Raw genomic sequence first — 22,469 nt, 5'->3', positions numbered from 1 at the left:
AGATCCGGCGCATTCGATCAGTCCCGATGAAAGCCGTTCACGTACCTGTGGCTCAGTGGTCGCACGCCCAGGAGGCCTTGGCGGTGGCCGCTTCCGCCTGCGTGCGCAATGCACGTACCGCTTCGGCCGGGTCCTCGGCGCCGTAGACCGCCGACCCGGCCACGAACACGTCGGCGCCGGCTTCCGCGCACCGCTCGATCGTCGAGGCCGAGACACCGCCGTCCACCTGGAGCCACAGCTGCAGGCCGTGCTTGCCGATCAGCTCCCGGGTGCGGCGGATCTTGGGCAGCATGATGTCGAGGAACGCCTGCCCCCCGAAGCCCGGCTCCACCGTCATGATCAGCAGCATGTCCAGCTCGGGCAGCAGGTCCTCGTACGGCTCGATGGGCGTGGCGGGCTTGAGCGCCATGGACGCGCGGGCGCCCTTCGCCCTGATCTCGCGGGCGAGGCGGACGGGCGCGGCGGCCGCCTCCACGTGGAAGGTGACCGACGAGGCGCCCGCCTCGACGTACTGCGGGGCCCAGCGGTCGGGGTCCTCGATCATGAGGTGGCAGTCCAGCGGGGTGTCCGTCGCCCGGGCCAGGGACTCCACCACGGGCACGCCGAGCGTGAGGTTCGGGACGAAATGGTTGTCCATGACGTCGACGTGGAGCCAGTCGGCTCCCTCCACCGCCTTCGCCTCGTCCGCGAGGCGGGCGAAGTCGGCGGACAGGATGCTGGGGTTGATCTGCGCGGCCATGCCTCCAAGCCTGCCATGCCCTCCGGGGGTTGGTGGCACCGGTCCGCCGGCTGGTACCGGTGGGGCCGGCCGCGGGCCCGGGGCGGGTCCCCGTCCGGTGTCAGGCGGTGCGGCGGAGGATCGCCAGGTACATGGCGTCCGTGCCGTGCATGTGCGGCCAGAGCTGGACGTCGGGGCCGTCGCCGAGGGCCGGTACGTCCGGGAGCAGGGGGCGGGCGTCGATCAGCTCGGCCCCGGGGTGCTGCTTGAGGACGTCGGCGACGACGGCGCGGGTCTCGGCGAGGTGCGGCGAGCAGGTGGCGTAGCCGACGACGCCGCCGACGCGCACGGACTCCAGCGCGGAGCGCAGCAGCCCCCGCTGGAGGGGCGCGAAGCCCTCCAGGTCCTCCGGCCGGCGCCGCCACCGCGCCTCGGGGCGGCGGCGCAGGGCGCCGAGGCCGGTGCAGGGCACGTCCATCAGCACCCGGTCGAAGGAGCCGGGCCGCCACGGCGGGCGCGTCCCGTCGGCCGCGATGACCTGGTACGGGCCCGGGTTGCCGTCCAGTGCCTTCGCCACCAGGCCCGCCCGGTGCGGCTGCTTCTCGGAGGCGAGGAGCAGCGCCCCGCGCTCGGCCGCGAGGGCCGCCAGCAGCGCGGCCTTGCCGCCGGGTCCGGCGCAGCCGTCGAGCCAGCGCTCGTCGCGTCCGTCCAGCGGGGCGGCGGCGAGCGCGAGCGCGACGAGCTGGCTGCCTTCGTCCTGCACGCCGGCCCGCCCCTCCCGCACGGCGTCGACGGCTCCGGGCTCGCCGCCCTCGGTGAGCCGCACGGCGTACGGCGACCAGCGGCCCGGCACTGCGGCCTCCTCGCGCAGCAGCTCGTCCACGGTGGACCGGCCGGGCCGGGCGACCAGCGTCACCTCGGGCCGCTCGTTGTCGGCCTCCAGCAGGTCCTCGATGCCGTTGCGGCCGCCGCCGAGGGAGTCCCACAGCGCCGAGACGACCCACCTCGGGTGCGAGTGGACGACGGCGAGATGGTCCTCGGGGTCGTCGTCGTAGGACGGGGCGACCTGCTCCAGCCACGTGTCGAGGTCGTGCTGCGCCACCTTGCGGAGCACGGCGTTGACGAACTTGGCCCGCCCGTCCCCGAGCACGACCCGCGCGAGCTCGACGGAGGCGGAGACCGCGGCGTGGGTCGGGATGCGGGTGCCGAGCAGCTGGTGCGCGCCGAGGCTGAGCACGTCCAGCACCGGCGGGTCGACCTCCCTGAGCGGCCGGTCGACGCACGCGGCGATCACTGCGTCGTACGTCCCCTGCCGCCGCAGCGTCCCGTACACCAGCTCGGTGGCCAGCGCGGCGTCCCGCCCGTCGAAGTCCCCGCCCTCGCGCGCCTTGCGCAGCAGCGGCGGCAGCACGAGGTTGGCGTACGCGTCCCGCTCGTCCACGGCCCGCAGCGCCTCGAACGCGAGGATGCGGACGGGGTCCTTCTGGGGCCGGCGGTAGGGCTTGCCGGTGGTACGGGGCTGGGGACGGCGGGGCTGATCGCTCACGAAAAAGGTGCTCCGGGTGAAGGTGAACCAGACTCCCCCAGCGTACGCGGCACCCGTCGGGCCCCGACCGCGGGCGGGGGCCGCCGAAGCCGGGTCGGCGCCCCTGCCCGTCGGGCCCGGGCCTCAGCCGCCTACGTGCTCGCCCTCCGTGATGCGGGCCCCGCGGGCCCAGTCCGCCGCGCTCATCGGCTTCTTGCCCTGGGCCTGGACCCACAGCAGCTCGACGGCGTACGAGCCGGTGCCGACGTGGACGCTGTTCTTGCCGACGGCGAGCGCGCCGGGGGCGATGTCGTCACGGCCCGGGACCGGACGCACCTGGATCAGCTTCAGCCGCTCGCCCCGGAACGTCGTCCAGGCGCCCGGCGCGGGCGTGCAGCCCCGCACGACCCGGTCGACGCGCAGCGCCGGCGCGGCCCAGTCGACGCGCGCGTCCTCCACGGCGATCTTCGGGGCGAGGGTGACGCCGTCCTGCGGCTGCGGCACGGCCTTCAGGGTGCCGTCCTCGATTCCGTCCATCGTCGCCGCGAGGAGGCCGGCGCCCGCGAAGGCGAGCCGGGTCAGCAGGTCCCCGCTGGTGTCGGTGGCGCGGACCTCCTCCGTCACCGTCCCGTAGACGGGCCCCGAGTCCAGGCCCTCCTCGATGAGGAACGTGGAGGCGCCGGTGATCTCGTCCCCCGCCATGACGGCGTGCTGCACGGGGGCGGCCCCCCGCCACGCCGGCAGCAGCGAGAAGTGCAGGTTGACCCAGCCGTGCGCCGGGATGTCGAGGGCCACCTTGGGCAGCAGCGCGCCGTAGGCGACGACGGGACAGCAGTCCGGCGCGATCTCCCTGAGCCGCTCAAGGAACTCCGGCTCCTTCGGCCTGGCCGGCTTGAGCACCTCGATGCCGGCCTCCTCGGCCCGCTGGGCCACCGGGGAGGCGACCAGCCGCCGTCCCCGCCCGGCCGGGGCGTCGGGCCGCGTGACGACGGCGGCCACCTCGTGCCGCCCGGAGGCGATCAGGGCGTCCAGGGCGGGGACGGCGACCTCGGGGGTGCCGGCGAAGACGAGCTTCATGGGTGGGACGGGCCTCTCGGACGGGTCGGACGGCGGGCAACGCCCAAGTTTATTGGGGCTCGGGCGCACAGCCGGAAGGCGAGTACGGGATGCCGTGTGCCGGAGGCCTTGCTTCCGCCGGCGTCCGCCCGGAGGCAGGAGACGTACGCCTGCCCGCCATCGGTCGCGCGCACCCCGCGCAGGGGGCGTACGCATATGCCCATACGCCCCCACACCGTGACCAGCGGAGCGAACCCGCGTTGGTCAAGAAAGAGTTGACCACACCGGACCGCGCCCCACCGCGGCCCGCCCCTTTCTCCTCATCGCCGGTTCGAGAGGCTTGTTCATGGCCGACCACGCAACCCACGACGCCCAGGCCCGGGCCAGCCTGCACTTGCTGGTACGGGACATCGAGCGGGTCCGCCGACAGGTGGACGCGCTCCGCACCCTCACCGCCCAGCTGGGCAACGTCTACCGACCGCGCCGCTCCGGCCCCTCCACGGGCTTCGTCGTCTACGGACGCGCCCCCGCCCCCACGGTCCGCCTCGCCCAGGAGCTGCGGGACAGCGTGGAGACGCTGGTGACGGCGGCGGTGGACTTCGACCGTTCGCTCGGCTTCTCGTGGGACGCGGTGGGCTCCGCGCTCGGCGTCACCAAGCAGGCGGTCCACCGCCGCTACGGCGCCCGCCGTGCCGCCGCCCAGACCGCCGCCGCGGAGCCCGAGCGGGCGCCGGAGCCCGCGGGCGGCCGCACGGTGAATGTGGGCGCCGGGATCGCCGCGGTCCCGACCGTGCCGGCGGCCCGCTCCATGCCGACCCAGCCGACGGCGGGCAGCCCGTCCCTGCGCGAGGAGGTCCGCCCGACGGCCTTCCCCGGCCCCCGCAACGGCTGACGCCCACCCCGCCACCCCCTGCCCTCTCGCCCCTGCGAGAGGGCAGCCCGCCTCCCCGCTCGGCCCCGTCGGCCACCGGATGGCCCCACGCACCCACACCGGGGTGCCCGCGGCCCAAGGGCCGACGTGACCGACCGACGAGGCAAGGGCGTCCGGCCCGCTACGACCGAGGCCACCCGGCCGACAAGGCGGGGTATCCCGGCCGCCGGGACCCGCGCCTCAGCCGATGTCCGGCGGGTCGATCCGTACCCACACCGGGGTGCCCGCGCCCGCAGGGCCGACGTGACCGACTGGACAGCGGCGTCCCGGCCCGCGAAGCCCACGCCACCCGGCCGACAACGCGGGGCACCCCGGCCGCCCAGAACCGCCCCTCAGCCCATGCTCGGCAGGTCGATCCGTACCCACACCGGAGTGCCCGCGCCCGCAGGGCCGACGTGACCGACTGGACAGCGGCGTCCCAGCCGGCGAAGCCCACGCCACCCGGCCGACAACGCGGGGCACCCCGGCCGCCCGGAACCGCCCCTCAGCCCATCCTCGGCAGGTCGATCCGCACCCACACCGGCGTGCCCGCGCCCGCAGGGCCGTCGTGACCGACTGGACAGCGGCATCCCAGCGGCGAAGTCCACGCCACCCGGCCGACAACGCGGGGCACCCCGGCCGCCGGGAACCGTGCCTCAGCCGATGTCCGGCGGGTCGATCCGTACCCACACCGGGGTGCCCGCGCCGCTTCCCGCGGTCGGGCCGCCCGTGCCCCCGCTGCGGGCCATGCGGGCCGCCTGGGCGGTCTTCAGCGCCGCGGCCAGTGCGGTTCCGCGGCCCGGTGGGACACGGATCAGCGCCCGTTCCCAGTGTTCGCCCGGCGGTGGCGCGCCGGGGCGGCGCGGCCGGCCCGCCGGGGTGGGCGGCACGGGAACGGGCCCCAGCACCTCCGCCTCCCCCGGCAGCTCCACCGCGCCCAGGAACGCCGCGACCGCCTCACCCGCCCCCGTCACCGACGCCATCCGCGACACCGGCGGGAAGCCCAGCTCGGCCCGCTCGGCCAGCTCCCGCACGGCGTGGCCGACCGGGTCCCACCGCACCAGCGCCTGCACGGGCCGCAGCGTCGGCTCGGCGACGACGACCACCGTCCCGCCGTCCCCCTGCGGCCGCACCAGCGAGGCCGCCGCGATCCAGCGCCGCAGCGCGTCCTCCCCGGCCCGCAGGTCGGGCCGCCCCAGCATGGCCCAGCCGTCCAGCAGCAGCGCGGCCGCGTACCCGCCCTCGGCGACGGGTTCCGCGCCCGGCGTGCTCACCACGAGCGCCGGCGCACCCGGCACGGTGTCCAGCACATGCTCCCGCCCCGAGGTGCGCACCGGCACCGCCGGGAACGCCCGCCCCAGCTCCTCGGCGGTCCGCCGCGCCCCCACGACCTGGGCCCGCATCCGGAACCCCCCGCACTCCGGGCAGTGCCACGCACCCTCCTCGCGCCCGCACCAGCCGCACGCCAGGGCGGTGCCGCCGTCCCGCGCTTCAAACGGACCCGAACAGTGCCCGCAGCGCGCCGGCGCCCGGCAGTCCGCGCACGCCAGCCGCGGCACGTACCCCCGGCGCGGCACCTGCACCAGCACCGGTCCCTGACGCAGCCCCTCCCGCACGGCCTGCCAGGCGAGCGTCGGCAGCCGGGCGGCACGCGCGGCCTCGTCCCGGGCGAGATCCTGATCGCCCACCGTCCGCACCAGCGGAGCCGCCCGCCGCACCTGCTCCCGCCCCGCGGCCAGGGGCCGCGCCCAGCCGCTCTCGACGAGCTGGGCGCCCTCCACGGTGCAGCTCCAACCCCCCATCAGAAAGCCGCACTTGTCCTGTGCGGCGCGCAGCATCAGCACATCGCGGGCGTGCGGCTGCGGAGCGTGCTGCTCGCTGTGGCTGTCGTCGCCGTCGTCCCAGACGGCCACCAGCCCGAGGTCGCGCACGGGGGCGAACATGGCGGCCCGCGTCCCGACGACGGCCCGTACGGCCCCGCGTCGCACGGCGAGCCACTCCCGGTACCGCTTCTGCGGCCCGGCGTCGGCGGTCAGCAGCGCGTGCCGCCCCTCGCCCAGCAGGGCGGTCAGCGCGGCGTCCACCCGCGCGGCGGCACGCCCGTCCGGCACGACGACGAGGGCGCCGCGCCCGGAGGCCAGCGTCGCGGCGACGGCCCGCGCGAGCTCCTCGCCCCACTCGGGCCCGGGCAGGGCGTTCCACACGGCCCGTGGAGACGCGCCCGAGGCCAGGGCGTCCAGGAACGCAGGCCCGTGCTCGTAGCGCGCCCAGGTGCCCGCCTCGGGGCTCCTCGGCGGCGGCAGCGGCGCGGGCGAGGGCTGCTGTTCCGCCTTGGCGCTGCGCGGGGGCACCGCGAGCTGCAGCACGTCGGCGAGGCTCCCCGCGTACCGGTCGGCGACGGCCCGCGCCAGCCCGAGGAGTTCCGGGCTCAGCACCGGCTCGGGCGACACCACCTGGGCGAGGGCCGCCAGCGGGCCGGAGTAGTCGGACGCGGCCAGCCGCTCGACGAGGAAACCGTCGATGAGCCCGCCGCCCTCGCGCCGCCCCTCGCGCACCCGCCCCCGCCCGGCGCCGAACCGCACCCGCACCCGCACCCCCGGCTGCGCCTCGGCGTCCAGCTCGGCCGGCACCGCGTAGTCGAAGTAGCGGTCGAGATGCAGCACACCCTTGTCGACGAGGACCCGCGCGACCGGCAGTTCCTCCGCCAGCGCGGCCCCCCGCCAGGTCCGCGGCTTGGCCCGGGGCGCCTTCGCCTTGCGCACGCTCTCCCGGATCAGCGCGAGCTGCTCCGGCGCCGCGGCCTCCCCGGCCCCGCCGCCCCCCTGCCCGTTGTCGCTGCTCACGCTTGCATTCTTACCAAACGGCACCGACAACCACGGCCCACGCACGCGCCGAGGCCCGGCCCCCTCGAAGGGGACCGGGCCTCGTGCGTCGGTCGGAAGCGGCCTCGGCCCCGAGGGCCCCGCCTCCCGTGTTACAGACCCGCGGCCTCGCGCAGCGCGTCCACGCGGTCCGTGCGCTCCCAGGTGAACTCGGGAAGCTCACGGCCGAAGTGGCCGTACGCGGCGGTCTGGGCGTAGATCGGGCGCAGCAGGTCGAGGTCGCGGATGATCGCGGCCGGGCGGAGGTCGAAGACCTCGTCGATGGCCTTCTCGATCTTCTCGGGCTCGATGGTGTGCGTGCCGAAGGTCTCGACGAAGAGACCGACCGGCTCGGCCTTGCCGATCGCGTAGGCGACCTGGACCTCGCAGCGCGAGGCGAGACCGGCGGCGACCACGTTCTTGGCGACCCAGCGCATCGCGTAGGCGGCCGAGCGGTCGACCTTGGACGGGTCCTTGCCGGAGAAGGCGCCGCCACCGTGCCGGGCGAAGCCGCCGTAGGTGTCGATGATGATCTTGCGGCCGGTCAGGCCGGCGTCGCCCATCGGGCCGCCGATCTCGAAGCGGCCGGTGGGGTTGACCAGCAGACGGTAGTTCTCGGTGTCGAGCTTGATGCCCTCGCCGAGGAGCGCCTGCAGCTCCGGCTCCACGACGAACTCGCGGATGTCCGGCGTGAGCAGCGAGTCCAGGTCGATGTCGGACGCGTGCTGCGAGGAGACGACGACCGTGTCCAGGCGGACCGCCTTGTCGCCGTCGTACTCGATGGTGACCTGGGTCTTGCCGTCGGGGCGCAGGTAGGGGATGGTCCCGTTCTTGCGGACGTCCGACAGGCGCTTGGACAGGCGGTGCGCCAGGAAGATCGGCAGCGGCATCAGCGTGGGCGTCTCGTCGGACGCGTAGCCGAACATCAGGCCCTGGTCGCCGGCGCCCTGGCGGTCCAGCTCGTCCTCGTCGCCCTCGACGCGGGACTCGTACGCCGTGTCGACGCCTTGGGCGATGTCGGGGGACTGCGCACCGATGGACACCGAGACGCCGCAGGAGGCGCCGTCGAAGCCCTTCTTGGAGGAGTCGTAGCCGATCTCGAGGATCTTCTCCCGGACGAGCTGGGGGATCGGCGCGTAGGCCTGGGTGGTGACCTCACCGGCCACGTGCACCAGACCGGTCGTGATCAGGGTCTCGACCGCGACCCGGGAGGTCGGGTCCTCGCGCAGAAGCGCGTCGAGAATGGTGTCGCTGATCTGGTCAGCGATCTTGTCGGGGTGACCCTCGGTCACGGACTCCGAGGTGAACAGGCGACGGGACACAACGCTCCCTGGGGTTGCAGCGGCTGCTGGCTGATCATAGGCGGACACGTCGGGGGCTGCGCCCGGCGTCGTCCGAGAAACAGTTTATCGGTCTGGCTCGTCCGTCGGTCCTGGTGTCTCGCCTCTCGGGAGCACTGTGACCTGCGGCACGCGCATTCTGCACAATGCGGTGCGCCCTTGGCCAGGGGGGCACGCCCCGACCACGAAGGTTCCCACCGACGGCGGGGGCCATGCGGCGGCTCCACGGAAGATTCACCCGAGGCGTCGCGCCACCAGGTCCCACACCGTGTCGGCGAGGGCTTCCTTCGGGCCGTGCGGCACGGGCGTCTCGCTGCCGTCGGCGCCCAGCACGACCGCCTCGTTCTCCTCGGCGCCGAAGGTCTTACGCTCCCCCACCTCGTTCACCACGAGCAGATCGCAGCCCTTGCGGCGCAGCTTGGCCCGGCCGTTGGCCAGGACGTCGTCCGTCTCGGCGGCGAAGCCGACGACGACCTGGCCGGGGCGGGCGCGCTCGGCGGAGACCTCCGCGAGGACGTCGGGGTTGCGCACCAGGACGATCGGGTCGGGTTCCTGGCCGTCCTTCTTCTTGATCTTGCCGGTCCGGTAGGCCGCCGGGCGGAAGTCGGCGACGGCCGCCGCCATGACGACCGCGTCGGCGTCCGCGGCTGCCTTCAGGACGGCCTCGCGCAGGTGCACGGCCGTGTCGACGTGCACGACGTCGACGCCCGCCGGGTCGGGCAGGGCGGCGTTCGCCGCGACCAGGGTGACCCGGGCGCCGCGGGCGGCGGCGGTGCGGGCGAGGGCGTAGCCCTGCTTGCCGGAGGAGCGGTTGCCGAGGAAGCGCACGGGGTCGAGGGGCTCGCGGGTGCCGCCGGCGCTGACGACGACGTGCCGTCCCGCGAGGTCGGGCTCCCGCACACCCCGGGCGAGGACGCGCCGGCAGACCTCGAAGATCTCGGCCGGGTCGGGCAGCCGCCCCTTGCCGGTGTCGACGCCGGTGAGACGGCCGACGGCCGGTTCGACGACGACGGCGCCGCGGCGGCGCAGCGTCGCCACGTTCTCCTGGGTGGCCGGGTGCTCCCACATCTCGGTGTGCATCGCGGGCGCGAAGACGACCGGGCAGCGGGCCGTGAGCAGGGTGTTGGTCAGCAGGTCGTCGGCGAGGCCATGGGCGGCCCTGGCGAGCGTGTTCGCGGTGGCGGGGGCGACGACGACCAGGTCGGCGTGCTGGCCGATGCGGACGTGCGGGACCTCGTGGACGTCGTCCCAGACCTCGGTGGAGACGGGGTTGCCCGAGAGGGCGGACCAGGTGGCGGCGCCGACGAAGTGCAGCGCGGAGGCGGTGGGCACGACCCGGACGTCATGGCCGGACTCCGTCAGTCTGCGCAGCAGCTCACAGGCCTTGTAGGCGGCGATGCCACCACTGACTCCCAGTACGACCTTCGGCTTGTCCACCGTCTCTCCCCGGACTCGGCGCCCGCACTCCGTGGGTCCGGCGTGCGGGTCCATGCTGCCATCACGGCGGGGGCCGGCCCCCGCCTCCCCCGAGCAGACCACAGGCCCGGCAGAGAAGACTGCCGGGCCTGTGGAAAAACCTACTGCGAGCTGAAAATACTACTGAGCCGGGCCTTCGATGGCCTCGGAGGTCAGCAGGCCCGCGTTGATCTCGCGAAGGGCGATCGAGAGCGGCTTCTCGTGGACGTGGGTGTCGACGAGCGGACCGACGTACTCGAGGAGGCCCTCGCCGAGCTGCGAGTAGTACGCGTTGATCTGGCGGGCCCGCTTGGCCGCGTAGATCACGAGGCTGTACTTCGAGTCGGTGGCCTCGAGGAGCTCGTCGATCGGCGGGTTGATGATGCCCTCGGGCGCGGAGATGGAAGAGGACACGCTCTACCTTCCGATGGATGGGAAACGAGGAACGGTGATCAAAGTCGCGATCACACGCCATCCGTCAAGGCTAGCAGCTCACGCGCCACGTCCTCGACGGAGGTGTTGACCAGGGTCTCGTCGAACTCGGGCTCGGCCGCGAGTTCGATCTTCGCCGCGTCCAGACGGCGTGCGATCACCTCGGGCGGCTCGGTGCCCCGGCCGGTGAGCCGGCGGACCAGCTCCTCCCAGGAAGGAGGGGCCAGGAAGACCAGCTGGGCCTCGGGCATGGACTCGCGGACCTGCCGGGCGCCCTGGAGGTCGATCTCCAGGAGCACGGGCTCGCCCGCCTCCAGCCGCTCCAGCACGGCGGCCCGGGGGGTGCCGTAGCGGTTGCCGGCGAACTCGGCCCACTCCAGCAGCTCGCCGTTGGCGATCAGCTTGTCCATCTCGTCGTCGGTGACGAAGAAGTAGTGGACGCCGTGCCGCTCGCCGGGGCGCGGCTTGCGGGTCGTCGCCGACACCGAGAGCCAGAGCTCGGGGTGCTCCTTGCGCATATGCGCGACGACCGTGCTCTTGCCGACCCCGGAGGGGCCGGAGAGCACGGTCAGCCGCGGACGTGCGTCCGGGGGTACGGGGGACGTCCCCCGGGGTGTTGCAGCCATGCAGCGATTATTCCAGTTGTCACGCGGTGCCCGGGACGGTCGTCCCGAAGCACCCGGGACTCACTTGGCGGTCTCGCCGAACTCGCGCTCCAGGGAGGCGATCTGGTTGGAGCCGAGACCGCGCACGCGGCGGCTCTCGGAGATGCCGAGACGCTCCATGATCTGCTTGGCGCGGACCTTGCCCACGCCGGGGAGCGACTCGAGCAGGGCGGAGACCTTCATCTTGCCGATGACGTCGTTCTCCTGGCCCTGCTTGATGACCTCGTGAAGGGAGGCGCCGGAGTGCTTGAGTCGATTCTTGACCTCGGCCCGCTCCCGGCGAGCCGCGGCGGCCTTCTCGAGCGCGGCTGCGCGCTGTTCGGGGGTAAGGGGCGGAAGAGCCACGCCTACGTCACCTCGGATGTCGAACTGTCGGATACGGACCGGTGAGGAACCTAGTCGCCCCACACCTGGTGAGCGACGAGCAACACGCTCGCCCGTTCACTCTCCGTCGGAGACTAGCGGCCAACTCCGCCGGAGTCAGCGAGAACCAAGGAAAAGTCCTGGTCAGCCTCCGCCAGGACGGATATTTAGGACATAATGTCCCGGATTTGGGGCTGTATTCAGACTCACGTCCCCGGCGGGCCGTCCGACGGAGCCCCCGGTCGGACGGCCGGGGAGGCTCAGACGGCCGTCACGGCGGCGCGGATCTCCTGTGCGAACCGTTCCGCGACGTCACGCAGAGCGACCACGTCGGGCCCGTGGCGCAGCACACCGCGGCTGACGTTCGGGACGACGTTGCGCACCGCCCCTCGGAAGACCCGCGGCAGATCGGCCGGCGTCGCCCCCTGCGCCCCGATGCCGGGCGCGAGGAGCGGGCCGTTGACATCGAGGTCGTACGCGGACAGGTCGCCCAGCGTGGCGCCCACGACCGCGCCGAAGGAGCCGAGGGGCTCCTCCCCCGCGTTCTCGGCGGCCAGGTGCGCCAGCATCGTCGCGCCCACGTTGCGGCCGGCGTGGTCCTCCACACGCACCGCGTGCTGCACCTCGCGGCCCTCCGGGTTGGAGGTCAGCGCCAGCACGAACAGTCCGGCGCCGCTCTCCCGCGCCATCGCCACCGCCGGCGAGAGCGAACCGTAGCCGAGGTACGGCGAGACGGTGAGGGCGTCGGAGAACAGCGGTGCGTCCTTGTGCAGGAAGGCCTCGGCGTAGGCGGCCATGGTCGAGCCGATGTCGCCGCGCTTGGCGTCCATCACGACCAGCGCGCCGGCCGCCCGCGCCTCCTCGACCGACTTCTCCAGCACGGCGACGCCGCGGGAGCCGAAGCGTTCGAAGAAGGCCGCCTGCGGCTTCAGGACGGCGACCCGGCCGGCCAGCGCCTCGACGACCGTCCGGCTGAACCGCTCCAGCCCGGCGACGTCGTCGTTCAGGCCCCACTCGGCGAGCAGGGAGGCGTGCGGGTCGATGCCGACGCACAGCGGGCCGCGCTCGTCCATGGCCCGGCGCAGCCGCGCGCCGAAGGGCTCCAGGGTCATACCGTCCTCCTGACGTCGGCGCCGACCGCGTCGGCCAGCGTGGCGTAGGGGCTGGTGCGCAGCCGGGCCGCGAGCCCCTTGTGGATCGCGCGGCCCCAGAAGGGCCCCTCGTAGACGAAGGCGCTGTAGCCCTGGACGAGCGTGGCGCCGGCGAGGATGCGCTGCCAGGCGTCCTCGGCGTTCTGGACGCCTCCGACGCCCACCAGGGTGATCCGGTCGCCCACGCGCGCGTAGAGGCGGCGCAGCACCTCCAGGGAGCGCGCCTTGAGCGGGGCGCCGGACAGTCCGCCGGTCTCCTTGACCAGCGCGGGAGCCGAGGTCAGTCCGAGGCCCTCGCGTGCGATGGTGGTGTTGGTGGCGATGATGCCGTCCAGGCCGAGTTCCACGGCGAGGTCGGCGACCGCGTCGACGTCCTCGTCGGCGAGGTCCGGAGCGATCTTCACGAGCAGCGGCACCCGGCGGTTGGTCACCGTGCGGTCGGCGGCCTCGCGCACGGCGCTCAGCAGGGGGCGCAGCGCCTCGGTGGCCTGGAGGTTGCGCAGTCCGGGGGTGTTGGGCGAGGAGACGTTGACGACCAGGTAGTCGGCGTACGGCGCGAGACGCTCGGTCGACTTCACGTAGTCGCCGACGGCCTCCTCCTCGGGGACGACCTTGGTCTTGCCGATGTTGACGCCCACGACCGTCTTGAAGACCGGCTCGCGGGAGGCGAGGCGGGCGGCGACGGCCAGCGAGCCCTCGTTGTTGAAGCCCATGCGGTTGATCAGCGCACGGTCGGGCACCAGCCGGAACAGCCGCTTTTTGGGGTTGCCCGGCTGCGCCTCACCGGTGACCGTGCCGATCTCGACGTGGTCGAAGCCGAGCATCGCCATGCCGTCGATCGCGACCGCGTTCTTGTCGAAGCCGGCGGCGAGCCCGAAGGGGCCGTGCATGCGCAGTCCGAAGGCCTCGGTGCGCAGCTCCCGGTGGCGGGGCGCGAGGGCGGCGGCGACGAAGGTGCGCAGGACGGGGATGCGGGCGGCGAGGCGGATCCAGCGGAAGGCGAGGTGGTGGGCCCGCTCGGGGTCCATCCGCTTGAAGACGAGAGTGAAGAAGATCTTGTACATGATTCCCTCATGAAGAGCCCTCATGACGAGGGGGACACCGTTTCCGGTGTCCCCCTGTGGGCTGCTAGTCGCGGGCCGCGGTCAGGTGTTCCGCGTGTTCCTGGAGCGAACGGACGCCCACGTCGCCGTGGTTGAGGGCGTCGATGCCCTGGACGGCGGCGGCGAGCGCCTGCACCGTCGTCAGGCACGGCACGGAGCGGGCCACGGCCGCCGTGCGGATCTCGTAGCCGTCGAGACGGCCGCCGGTGCCGTAGGGGGTGTTGACGATGAGGTCGACCTCGCCGTCGTGGATGAGCTGCACGATGGTCTTCTCGCCGTTCGGGCCGGTGCCCTCGTACTGCTTGCGCACGACGGTGGCCTTGATGCCGTTGCGCTTGAGGACCTCGGCGGTGCCGGAGGTGGCGAGCAGCTCGAAGCCGTGGGCGACCAGTTCGCGCGCAGGGAAGATCATCGAGCGCTTGTCGCGGTTGGCGACCGAGATGAACGCGCGGCCCTTGGTGGGCAGCGGTCCGTAGGCGCCCGCCTGCGACTTGGCGTACGCCGTGCCGAAGACGGAGTCGATGCCCATGACCTCGCCGGTGGAGCGCATCTCGGGGCCGAGGACGGTGTCGACGCCGCGGCCTGAGGTGTCCCGGAAGCGGGTCCACGGCATCACGGCCTCCTTGACGGAGATCGGCGCGTCCAGCGGCAGTTCGCCGCCGTCGCCGGTCGCCGGGAGGAGCCCCTCGGAGCGCAGTTCGGCGATGGTCGCGCCGAGCGAGATCCGGGCGGCGGCCTTGGCCAGCGGCACCGCGGTCGCCTTGGAGGTGAAGGGGACCGTGCGGGACGCGCGCGGGTTGGCCTCCAGGACGTAGAGGATGTCACCGGCCATCGCGAACTGGATGTTGATCAGGCCGCGCACGCCGACGCCGTGGGCGATGGCCTCGGTGGAGGCGCGCAGGCGCTTGATGTCGAAGCCGCCGAGGGTGATGGGGGGCAGGGCGCACGCCGAGTCGCCGGAGTGGATGCCGGCCTCCTCGATGTGCTCCATGACGCCGCCGAGGTAGAGCTCGTCGCCGTCGTAGAGCGCGTCGACGTCGATCTCGATGGCGTCGTCGAGGAAGCGGTCGACGAGGACCGGCCGGGAGGGGCTGATCTCGGTCGACTCGGCGATGTAGGACGAGAGCCGGGTCTCGTCGTAGACGATCTCCATGCCGCGCCCGCCGAGGACGTACGAGGGCCGCACCAGGACCGGGTAGCCGATCTCGTCGGCGATGGCCTTGGCCTCGGCGAAGGTGGTGGCCGTGCCGTGCTTGGGGGCCGGCAGGCCCGCCTCGGCGAGGACCCGGCCGAAGGCGCCGCGGTCCTCGGCGGCGTGGATCGCCTCGGGCGGGGTGCCGACGATCGGCACGCCGTTGTCCTTGAGCGCCTGCGCCAGGCCCAGCGGGGTCTGGCCGCCGAGCTGGACGACGACGCCGGCGATGGGGCCGGCCTGCGCCTCCGCGTGCACGATCTCCAGCACGTCCTCGAGCGTCAGCGGCTCGAAGTACAGGCGGTCGGAGGTGTCGTAGTCGGTGGAGACGGTCTCCGGGTTGCAGTTGACCATCACGGTCTCGTACCCGGCGTCGGACAGCGCGAAGGAGGCGTGGACGCAGGAGTAGTCGAACTCGATGCCCTGGCCGATGCGGTTGGGACCGGAGCCCAGGATGATGACGGCCGGCTTCTCGCGCGGGGCGACCTCGTTCTCCTCGTCGTAGGAGGAGTAGAAGTACGGGGTCTTCGCGGCGAACTCGGCGGCGCAGGTGTCGACCGTCTTGTAGACGGGGCGGACGCCCAGGGCGTGCCGCACCTCGCGCACGACGTCCTCGCGCAGCCCGCGGATCTCGGCGATCTGCTGGTCGGAGAAGCCGTGCCGCTTGGCCTCGGCGAGCAGGTCGGCGTCGAGGCGGTCGGCGGCGGCCAGCTCTTCGGCGATCTCCTTGATCAGGAAGAGCTGGTCGACGAACCAGGGGTCGATCTTCGTGTAGTCGAAGACCTCCTCGGGCGTGGCGCCCGCGCGGATGGCCTGCATGACGGTGTTGATGCGGCCGTCGGTGGGACGGACCGCCTCTTCGAGCAGCGCGGTCTTGTCGCCGGGCTCGCCCACGAAGGTGAACTGGCTGCCCTTCTTCTCCAGCGAGCGCAGCGCCTTCTGGAAGGCCTCGGTGAAGTTGCGGCCGATGGCCATGGCCTCGCCGACCGACTTCATGGTGGTGGTCAGCGTGGAGTCGGCGGAGGGGAACTTCTCGAAGGCGAACCGGGGGGCCTTGACGACCACGTAGTCGAGCGTGGGCTCGAAGGAGGCCGGGGTCTCCTGGGTGATGTCGTTGGGGATCTCGTCGAGGGTGTAGCCGACGGCGAGCTTGGCGGCGATCTTGGCGATCGGGAAGCCGGTCGCCTTGGAGGCGAGGGCCGAGGAGCGCGACACGCGCGGGTTCATCTCGATGACGATGACCCGGCCGTCCTCGGGGTTCACCGCGAACTGGATGTTGCAGCCGCCGGTGTCGACGCCGACCTCGCGGATCACGGCGATGCCGACGTCACGGAGGATCTGGTACTCGCGGTCGGTGAGCGTCATCGCCGGGGCGACGGTGATCGAGTCGCCGGTGTGCACGCCCATCGGGTCGAAGTTCTCGATGGAGCAGACGACTACGACGTTGTCGTTCTTGTCGCGCATCAGCTCCAGCTCGTACTCCTTCCAGCCGAGGATGGACTCCTCCAGGAGCACCTCGGTGGTCGGGGAGAGCGTGAGGCCCTGGCCGGCGATGCGGCGCAGCTCCTCCTCGTCGTGGGCGAAGCCGGAGCCGGCGCCGCCCATGGTGAAGGAGGGGCGCACGACGACCGGGTAGCCGCCGAGCGTGTCGACGCCGGCGATGACCTCGTCCATGGTGTGGCAGATGACCGAGCGGGCGGACTCGCCGTGGCCGATCTTGCGGCGGACCTCCTCGACGACCTCCTTGAACAGGTCGCGGTCCTCGCCCTTGTTGATGGCCTCGACGTTGGCGCCGATCAGCTCGACGCCGTGCTTGTCCAGGACGCCGCTCTCGGCGAGGGAGATCGCCGTGTTGAGGGCCGTCTGGCCGCCCAGGGTGGGCAGCAGGGCGTCGGGGCGCTCCTTGGCGATGATCTTCTCGACGAACTCGGGGGTGATCGGCTCGACGTAGGTGGCGTCGGCGATCTCCGGGTCGGTCATGATCGTCGCCGGGTTTGAGTTCACGAGGATGACCCTGAGGCCCTCGGACTTCAGCACCCGGCACGCCTGGGTTCCGGAGTAGTCGAACTCGGCGGCCTGGCCGATGACGATCGGGCCGGAGCCGATGACCAGGACGGACTGGATATCGGTGCGCTTAGGCACGCTGGCCCTCCATCAGGGAAACGAAGCGGTCGAACAGGTAGGCGGCGTCGTGCGGGCCGGCGGCGGCTTCGGGGTGGTACTGCACGGAGAAGGCCGGCTGGTCGAGCAGCTGGAGCCCCTCCACGACATCGTCGTTCAGGCAGACGTGGGAGACCTCGGCGCGGCCGAACTTCGTCTCGCTGACCTGGTCGAGCGGCGCGTCCACGGCGAAGCCGTGGTTGTGCGCGGTGACCTCGACCTTGCCGGTCGTACGGTCCTGCACCGGCTGGTTGATGCCGCGGTGACCGTACTTCAGCTTGTAGGTGCCGAAGCCGAGGGCGCGGCCGAGGATCTGGTTGCCGAAACAGATGCCGAACAGAGGCGTCTTCCGCTCCAGCACCTCGCTCATCAGCGCGACCGGGCCGTCCGCGGTGGCCGGGTCGCCCGGGCCGTTGGAGAAGAACACGCCGTCGGGGTCCACGGCGTACACCTCGTCGGCGGTGGCCGTGGCGGGCAGCACATGCACCTCGATGCCGCGTTCGGCCATGCGGTGCGGGGTCATGCCCTTGATGCCCAGGTCGATGGCGGCGACCGTGAACCGCTTCTCGCCGACCGCGGGGACGACGTACGCCTCCTGGGTGGCGACCTCCTCGTAGAGGCTCGCGCCCTTCATCTGCGGCTGGGCCTGCACCCGGGCGACGAGGTCGGCCTCGGCGGCGATCGCCTCGCCGGAGAAGATCCCGGCCCGCATGGAGCCGCGCTCGCGCAGGTGACGGGTGAGGGCGCGGGTGTCGATGCCGGAGATGCCGACCACGTTCTGTGCGACCAGCTCGTCGTCGAGGGACCGCTTGGCCCGCCAGTTGGACGGCACGCGCGCGGGGTCGCGCACGACGTAGCCGGAGACCCAGATGCGGCGGGACTCGTCGTCCTCGTCGTTCCAGCCGGTGTTGCCGATCTGCGGGGCGGTGGCGACGACGATCTGCCGGTCGTACGACGGGTCGGTCAGGGTCTCCTGGTAGCCGGTCATGCCGGTGGAGAACACCGCCTCGCCGAAGGTCTCCCCCACGGCCCCGTAGGCGCGGCCGCGGAAGATCCGGCCGTCCTCCAGGACGAGTACGGCGGGGACCTTCGAGGTCCCCCTGGTGGAGGTCGTCATCGTGCGCCTTCCGTCGTGTTGTTCTTGGTCATTGAGTTGATGGCGTCGACCCATGTGCGGTGCTCGGCCGCGTGGTCGGACCGGAAGCCGGAGTCGATCAGCCGGTCGCCGTGCGCCCAGGTCACCACGAGCAGTCCGCCCTCGGTGAGGACCTTGCCGGCGATGCCCTTGCCGAGGACCGCCTCGCGCAGCGCGCCGGCCGGGATGAAGAAGTCGCTCGCACCGGGGCGTACGACGTCCACTCCGGCGTCCGTGAGGGTGAGCTCGACACGGCTGCGGGTGCCCAGGCCCTGCGCCACGATGCGGTCGAGCCACTGCCCCGCGGTGGTGGAGCCGTGGTAGCGGCCGCTCATGGTCAGTCTCGCCGGGCCCGGGTCGTCCGGCGCGGCCGGCAGCTCGGGCAGGTCGCCCTGGAGCGTGCCGCGCCACTTCCAGCCCTCGCGCATCAGCCAGTAGACGAGCGCGACGAACAGGGCGAGGCCGACGACCCAGCCGGCGCGGGCGGCCCAGTCGGTCACTTCGGCCGACTCCTTGTCGGCCGCCAGCAGGATCACAGGTGTCACGTGAGCTTCCCGTCGACGAGGGTGGCCTTGCCCCGCAGCCAGGTGTGCGTGACACGGCCCGGCAGCTCGCGCCCCTCGTAGGGGGTGTTGCGGCTGCGTGAGGCGAAGCCCGCGGGGTCCACCTGTCCACGGTATGCCGAGTCGACGAGCGTGAGGTTGGCGGGCTCACCTGCCGAGACGGGACGCCCGTGGCCGGCGGCCCGGCCGATGCGCGCGGGCGCGAAGGACATGCGGTCGGCGACCTGGGCCCAGTCCAGCAGGCCGGTGTCGACCATCGTCTCCTGGACCACCGACAGCGCGGTCTCCAGGCCGACCATGCCCATGGCGGCGGCGGCCCACTCGCAGTCCTTGTCCTCGTGCGGGTGCGGGGCGTGATCGGTGGCGACGATGTCGATGGTGCCGTCGGCGAGCGCCTCGCGCAGGGCGTGCACGTCACGCTCGGTGCGCAGCGGCGGGTTGACCTTGTAGACGGGGTTGTAGGAGCGCACCAGCTCATCCGTGAGGAGGAGGTGGTGCGGGGTGACCTCGGCGGTGACGTCGATGCCGCGGGACTTGGCCCAGCGGACGATCTCGACGGAGCCGGCGGTGGAGAGGTGGCAGATGTGGACGCGGGAGCCGACGTGCTCGGCGAGCAGCACGTCCCGGGCGATGATCGACTCCTCGGCGACCGCGGGCCAGCCCCCGAGGCCCAGCTCGGCCGAGACGACGCCCTCGTTCATCTGGGCGCCCTCGGTCAGCCGCGGCTCCTGCGCGTGCTGGGCGACGACCCCGCCGAAGGCCTTCACGTACTCAAGGGCGCGCCGCATGATCACGGCGTCGTCGACGCACTTGCCGTCGTCGGAGAAGACGGTGACCCCGGCGGCCGACTCGTGCATGGCGCCCAGCTCGGCGAGCTTGCGGCCCTCCAGGCCGACGGTGACCGCGCCGATGGGCTGCACGTCGCAGTAGCCGTGCTCCTTGCCGAGCCGGTAGACCTGCTCGACCACGCCGGCGGTGTCGGCCACGGGGAAGGTGTTGGCCATGGCGAACACGGCGGTGTAGCCGCCGGAGGCGGCGGCGCGGGTGCCGGTGAGGACGGTCTCGGAGTCCTCGCGGCCGGGCTCGCGCAGATGGGTGTGCAGGTCGACCAGGCCCGGCAGCAGCACCTTGCCCGCCGCCTCGACGACCTCCGCGCCCTCGGCGGACAGTCCGGTCCCGACGGCCGCGACGACCTCGCCGTCGATCAGGACGTCCTGCGGCTCGCCGCCGAGCACCTTCGCACCACGGATCAGGATCTTGCTCATGGTCGCTTACTTCTCCTCGGTGGAAGCGGTGGTACGGGCGTGGCTGACGGCGGGTTCGTTGCCGCCCAGGAGCAGGTACAGGACGGCCATGCGGATGGACACCCCGTTGGCGACCTGTTCGACGACGGTGCACCGGTCGGAGTCGGCGACCTCGGCGGTGATCTCCATGCCCCGGACCATCGGCCCGGGGTGCATCACGATCGCGTGCTCGGGCATCCGCGCCATGCGGTCGCCGTCGAGGCCGTAGCGGCGGGAGTACTCGCGCTCGGTCGGGAAGAACGCCGCGTTCATCCGCTCGCGCTGGACGCGCAGCATCATCACCGCGTCGGACTTGGGCAGCGTGCGGTCGAGGTCGTACGACACCTCGCAGGGCCAGGTCTCGACGCCGACGGGCACCAGGGTGGGCGGGGCGACCAGGGTGACCTCCGCGCCGAGGGTGTGCAGCAGGTCGACGTTGGAGCGGGCGACCCGGCTGTGCAGGACGTCGCCGACGAGGGTGATGCGCCGGCCGGACAGGTCCTGGCCGAGGCCGGCGTCCCGTCCGACGAGCCGGCGGCGCATGGTGAAGGCGTCCAGCAGGGCCTGGGTGGGGTGCTGGTGGGTGCCGTCGCCGGCGTTGATGACGGCCGCGTCGATCCAGCCGGAGTTGGCCAGGCGGTAGGGGGCCCCGGACGCGCCGTGCCGGATGACGACGGCGTCGACGCCCATGGCCTCCAGCGTCTGGGCGGTGTCCTTCAGGGATTCGCCCTTGGAGACGCTGGAGCCCTTGGCGGTGAAGTTGATGACGTCGGCGGAGAGGCGCTTCTCGGCGGCCTCGAAGGAGATCCGGGTGCGGGTGGAGTCCTCGAAGAAGAGGTTGACCACGGTGCGGCCGCGCAGGGTCGGCAGCTTCTTGATGGGCCGGTCGGCGACCCGGGCCATCTCCTCGGCGGTGTCGAGGATGTGGACGGCGTCGTCGCGGGTGAGGTCGGCGGCCGAGATGAGATGACGCTGCATCTGTCAGGCTCCGTTGAAGGCAAGTGAAGACAAGTGAGACAGGGGGGACTTTTCGGGCACACGGGCGCGCGGAGGCACGCACGCGTGGCATAGGCCGGACAGCTACTGCTGCGCGCCCGGGGCGGTCTGCTTCGCACCGAGCAGCACGGTGTCGCGACCGTCCTCCTCGGCGAGCTGGACCTTGACCGTCTCCCGCAGCGACGTGGGGAGGTTCTTGCCGACGTAGTCGGCGCGGATGGGCAGTTCGCGGTGGCCGCGGTCGACCAGGACCGCAAGCTGCACCGCGCGCGGGCGCCCGATGTCGTTCAGGGCGTCGAGGGCGGCGCGGATGGTGCGGCCGGAGAAGAGCACGTCGTCGACGAGGACGACCAGCTTGCCGTCGATGCCGTCACCGGGGATCTCGGTGCGGGCCAGCGCGCGCGGCGGATGCATGCGCAGGTCGTCCCGGTACATGGTGATGTCGAGCGAGCCGACCGGGATCTTCCGCTCGGTGATCTGCTCCAGCTTGGCGGCGAGCCGGCGGCCGAGGAAGACGCCCCGGGTCGGGATGCCGAGGAGCACCACGTCGTCGGCGCCCTTGGCGCGTTCGACGATCTCGTGGGCGATACGGGTCAGCACCCGTGCGATGTCAGGGCCTTCGAGGACGGGCCTCGCCTCTGACGCTTGCGTGTCCTGCTGCTTGTCCATACGAAACGGACCCCCTTCTCCGCCTCACGGGACGGACCTTAAAGGACGTCGGATTTGCGCCATCCACGGTAGCAGGCCCCGGGGACGCCCCCGATCACCCCCTTGGCGTAATCGGCCATCGATACCACGGAAGCGTCGGGGTGGACCATTCGGCTTGACGCAGAAGAATCACGCTGCGTAACCTCACAGTGAGTTACCAACCGCGCGGCATGGAAACCAAGCTCCAGTCGCGTCGACCCAGTGCCGGGAGCCATATGTCCAGCGAATACGCCAAACAGCTCGGGGCCAAGCTCCGGGCGATCCGCACCCAGCAGGGCCTTTCCCTCCACGGTGTCGAGGAGAAGTCCCAGGGACGCTGGAAGGCGGTCGTGGTCGGGTCCTACGAGCGCGGCGACCGCGCCGTGACCGTGCAGCGGCTCGCGGAGCTGGCCGATTTCTACGGCGTCCCCGTGCAGGAGCTCCTTCCCGGCACCACCCCGGGCGGCGCGGCGGAGCCCCCGCCGAAGCTGGTCCTGGACCTGGAGCGGCTGGCCCACGTGCCGGTGGAGAAGGCCGGCCCCCTTCAGCGGTACGCGGCGACGATCCAGTCCCAGCGCGGTGACTACAACGGCAAGGTGCTCTCGATCCGCCAGGACGACCTGCGCACGCTCGCCGTCATCTACGACCAGTCGCCCTCGGTCCTCACCGAGCAGCTGATCAGCTGGGGCGTCCTGGACGCGGACGCGCGTCGCGCCGTCTCCCACGAGGAGGGCTGAGCCCCAGGGGGCCCAGCAGAAACGTACCGCCGGGGTGGGCGGCCACCCAGAGGTTCGCCCCCCCCCGCCCCGTAGGAGATCGGCGGCCCCCAACACCGCCGTCGGTGCCGGGGGGCCCGGCCCCCCCCCCCCCGCGG

General features: G+C 72.7%; 19 protein-coding genes. 2 read left to right on the top strand and 17 right to left on the bottom strand.

The window, feature by feature from the left end; genetic code table 11:
• Positions 1–52 precede the first annotated feature (52 nt).
• The 3 genes from rpe to fmt form a co-directional block, all read right to left on the bottom strand.
• Positions 53–739 carry a ribulose-phosphate 3-epimerase gene (gene rpe / locus ACFYXA_RS32945; RefSeq protein ID WP_130444550.1) on the bottom strand — a complete coding sequence of 229 codons (687 nt, stop codon included), beginning with the start codon at positions 737–739 and terminating at the stop codon, positions 53–55.
• A gap of 100 nt (positions 740–839) precedes the next feature.
• Positions 840–2,264: an RsmB/NOP family class I SAM-dependent RNA methyltransferase gene (locus ACFYXA_RS32940; protein WP_389039834.1), complete on the bottom strand. Its 1,425-nt coding sequence runs from the start codon at positions 2,262–2,264 to the stop codon at positions 840–842.
• A gap of 123 nt (positions 2,265–2,387) precedes the next feature.
• Positions 2,388–3,320, bottom strand: a complete 933-nt coding sequence (gene fmt / locus ACFYXA_RS32935) for a methionyl-tRNA formyltransferase (RefSeq protein ID WP_389039831.1) — start codon at positions 3,318–3,320, stop codon at positions 2,388–2,390.
• A 325-nt stretch (positions 3,321–3,645) separates the two neighbouring features.
• Here fmt and ACFYXA_RS32930 point away from each other — a divergent pair, with 325 nt between their 5' ends.
• Positions 3,646–4,191: a hypothetical protein gene (locus tag ACFYXA_RS32930; RefSeq protein WP_352248055.1), complete on the top strand. Its 546-nt coding sequence runs from the start codon at positions 3,646–3,648 to the stop codon at positions 4,189–4,191.
• A 674-nt stretch (positions 4,192–4,865) separates the two neighbouring features.
• Here ACFYXA_RS32930 and ACFYXA_RS32925 read toward each other — a convergent pair.
• The 14 genes from ACFYXA_RS32925 to pyrR form a co-directional block, all read right to left on the bottom strand.
• On the bottom strand, positions 4,866–7,052 hold the full coding sequence (locus tag ACFYXA_RS32925) for a primosomal protein N' (protein WP_389039827.1): 2,187 nt from the start codon (positions 7,050–7,052) through the stop codon (positions 4,866–4,868).
• 131 nt (positions 7,053–7,183) lie between these two features.
• Complete coding sequence (gene metK, locus ACFYXA_RS32920; RefSeq protein WP_351097332.1) at positions 7,184–8,392, bottom strand: methionine adenosyltransferase; 1,209 nt, start codon at positions 8,390–8,392, stop codon at positions 7,184–7,186.
• 252 nt (positions 8,393–8,644) lie between these two features.
• Positions 8,645–9,847, bottom strand: a complete 1,203-nt coding sequence (coaBC, locus tag ACFYXA_RS32915; protein WP_389039824.1) for a bifunctional phosphopantothenoylcysteine decarboxylase/phosphopantothenate--cysteine ligase CoaBC — start codon at positions 9,845–9,847, stop codon at positions 8,645–8,647.
• A 159-nt stretch (positions 9,848–10,006) separates the two neighbouring features.
• Positions 10,007–10,279, bottom strand: a complete 273-nt coding sequence (gene rpoZ / locus ACFYXA_RS32910) for a DNA-directed RNA polymerase subunit omega (RefSeq protein ID WP_003977348.1) — start codon at positions 10,277–10,279, stop codon at positions 10,007–10,009.
• 50 nt (positions 10,280–10,329) lie between these two features.
• Positions 10,330–10,923 carry a guanylate kinase gene (gmk, locus tag ACFYXA_RS32905; RefSeq protein ID WP_130444537.1) on the bottom strand — a complete coding sequence of 198 codons (594 nt, stop codon included), beginning with the start codon at positions 10,921–10,923 and terminating at the stop codon, positions 10,330–10,332.
• Between the two features lie 60 nt (positions 10,924–10,983).
• Complete coding sequence (locus ACFYXA_RS32900) at positions 10,984–11,307, bottom strand: integration host factor (RefSeq protein WP_130444535.1); 324 nt, start codon at positions 11,305–11,307, stop codon at positions 10,984–10,986.
• Between the two features lie 278 nt (positions 11,308–11,585).
• Positions 11,586–12,437, bottom strand: coding sequence for an orotidine-5'-phosphate decarboxylase (gene pyrF / locus ACFYXA_RS32895; protein WP_389039819.1), 852 nt, complete (start codon positions 12,435–12,437; stop codon positions 11,586–11,588).
• Entirely contained in the window at positions 12,434–13,540 is a 1,107-nt protein-coding gene (locus ACFYXA_RS32890) for a quinone-dependent dihydroorotate dehydrogenase (RefSeq protein WP_389039816.1), read from the bottom strand. Before ACFYXA_RS32890 ends, pyrF begins: the two co-directional genes overlap by 4 nt.
• Positions 13,541–13,604: 64 nt before the next feature.
• Positions 13,605–16,913, bottom strand: coding sequence for a carbamoyl-phosphate synthase large subunit (gene carB, locus ACFYXA_RS32885; RefSeq protein WP_389039813.1), 3,309 nt, complete (start codon positions 16,911–16,913; stop codon positions 13,605–13,607).
• The gene (carA, locus tag ACFYXA_RS32880) at positions 16,906–18,048 is read right to left on the bottom strand and encodes a glutamine-hydrolyzing carbamoyl-phosphate synthase small subunit (protein WP_389039809.1); all 1,143 of its coding nucleotides are present in this window, start codon (positions 18,046–18,048) and stop codon (positions 16,906–16,908) included. Before carA ends, carB begins: the two co-directional genes overlap by 8 nt.
• Positions 18,045–18,611, bottom strand: coding sequence for a hypothetical protein (locus tag ACFYXA_RS32875; protein WP_352248040.1), 567 nt, complete (start codon positions 18,609–18,611; stop codon positions 18,045–18,047). The genes carA and ACFYXA_RS32875 overlap by 4 nt, the downstream gene beginning before the upstream one ends.
• Complete coding sequence (locus tag ACFYXA_RS32870) at positions 18,608–19,894, bottom strand: dihydroorotase (protein WP_352248038.1); 1,287 nt, start codon at positions 19,892–19,894, stop codon at positions 18,608–18,610. Before ACFYXA_RS32870 ends, ACFYXA_RS32875 begins: the two co-directional genes overlap by 4 nt.
• A 6-nt stretch (positions 19,895–19,900) precedes the next feature.
• Complete coding sequence (locus ACFYXA_RS32865; RefSeq protein ID WP_351097317.1) at positions 19,901–20,890, bottom strand: aspartate carbamoyltransferase catalytic subunit; 990 nt, start codon at positions 20,888–20,890, stop codon at positions 19,901–19,903.
• Between the two features lie 102 nt (positions 20,891–20,992).
• Positions 20,993–21,577, bottom strand: a complete 585-nt coding sequence (gene pyrR, locus ACFYXA_RS32860) for a bifunctional pyr operon transcriptional regulator/uracil phosphoribosyltransferase PyrR (RefSeq protein WP_130444521.1) — start codon at positions 21,575–21,577, stop codon at positions 20,993–20,995.
• A gap of 254 nt (positions 21,578–21,831) precedes the next feature.
• Between pyrR and bldD the strand changes: the two genes are divergently transcribed.
• Positions 21,832–22,332 carry a transcriptional regulator BldD gene (gene bldD / locus ACFYXA_RS32855; RefSeq protein WP_020128858.1) on the top strand — a complete coding sequence of 167 codons (501 nt, stop codon included), beginning with the start codon at positions 21,832–21,834 and terminating at the stop codon, positions 22,330–22,332.
• The last annotated feature ends 137 nt before the right edge of the window (positions 22,333–22,469 follow it).

It is taken from the genome of Streptomyces sp. NPDC002566 (assembly GCF_042889585.1).
Lineage (GTDB): Bacteria > Actinomycetota > Actinomycetes > Streptomycetales > Streptomycetaceae > Streptomyces.
The sequence above is the reverse complement of the archived record's forward strand: the minus strand, read 5'-3'. Positions and strand labels throughout refer to the sequence as shown.